Genomic DNA, 1,041 nt, shown 5'->3' with positions numbered 1-1,041 from the left:
GCGTCGTCGGGCGGGATTATTCCGCCGGCGAAGATTACGATGTCCTCGTTCGGCTTTATGCCCCTTTCCTCAAGGAGCTTGATAATCTTCGGAATAAGGACCATGTGCGCACCGGAGAGGATGCTTATCCCAAGGACGGCGGCATCTTCCTGAATGACCGTCTCGACTATCTGCTCGGGGGTCTGCCTGATTCCCGTGTAGATAACCTCGTATCCTGCCTCCTTCAGGGCTCTCGCCACAACCTTGGCTCCCCTGTCGTGACCGTCAAGACCGGGCTTCGCTATGACGACGCGAACCTTTGAGCGCTCGACCATTGACACCACCGGGTAGGTTTCTCCCTTGTCGTATTTAAAGGTTGTCAAAACTCAAGGTTTAGCTTTACGTTGGATTTTTTGTCCACAAGCTTTTTTAAAGCCCCAGAATAGCCTTGAACATGATTCACGATTCACACACCCACACGCTCCACTCAGACGGCCTTGGGGAAGTCTTCGAGAACATCGCAGAGGCCGAGCGAAAGGGTCTCTCGCTCGTTGCAATAACGGACCACAGTCACTACCTCCTGAGGGGCAACTTCAACGCATACCTTAGCGAGATAAGGCGCTGGAGCGAGGAGAGCGAGATAACGGTTTTGGCGGGAATCGAGGGCAACATAACCCCCAACGGCGTTGACGTGCCGGACTGGATGGCTAAAAAGCTCGACTTCGTGATAGCGAGCGTTCACGAGTGGGTTGATAGACCGGAGCAGTACGTCGAGCTCGTCAGGATTGCCCTCCTCGACGAGAACGTCGATGTAATAGGCCACTTCGGGGCGAGCTTCCCCTACATTGGCTACCCCCCGTGGGAGGACCTTTTGGAGCTCATAACGCTCGCCGAGGAAAATGGTAAGGCCTTTGAGATAAGCTCCCGCTACCGTGTTCCTGATTTGGAGTTCGTGAGGGAGTGCATAAAGAGGGGCGTTAAGCTGACCTTCGCCAGCGATGCCCACAGGCCGGAAAAAGTTGGAAACGTCGGCTGGAGCGTGGCGGTCTTCCGAAAAGCCGG

The 1,041-nt window shown here is 55.1% G+C and carries 2 protein-coding genes; one reads left to right on the top strand and one right to left on the bottom strand.

What is annotated here, in order from left to right; all coding sequences use genetic code 11:
- Positions 1-314, bottom strand: a 314-nt coding sequence (locus MVO87_RS04145; RefSeq protein ID WP_297552316.1) for a cobalamin B12-binding domain-containing protein, incomplete at its 3' end; no start/stop codon positions are given.
- 119 nt (positions 315-433) lie between these two features.
- Between MVO87_RS04145 and MVO87_RS04140 the strand changes: the two genes are divergently transcribed.
- Positions 434-1,041: PHP domain-containing protein (locus MVO87_RS04140; protein ID WP_297552315.1), on the top strand; the 608-nt coding region annotated here is incomplete at its 3' end.

The organism is Thermococcus sp. (assembly GCF_027063845.1).
In the GTDB taxonomy this organism is placed as follows: Archaea; Methanobacteriota_B; Thermococci; order Thermococcales; family Thermococcaceae; genus Thermococcus.
Note: the sequence above shows the minus strand (reverse complement) of the source record. Positions and strands in the feature narration are given on the sequence as shown.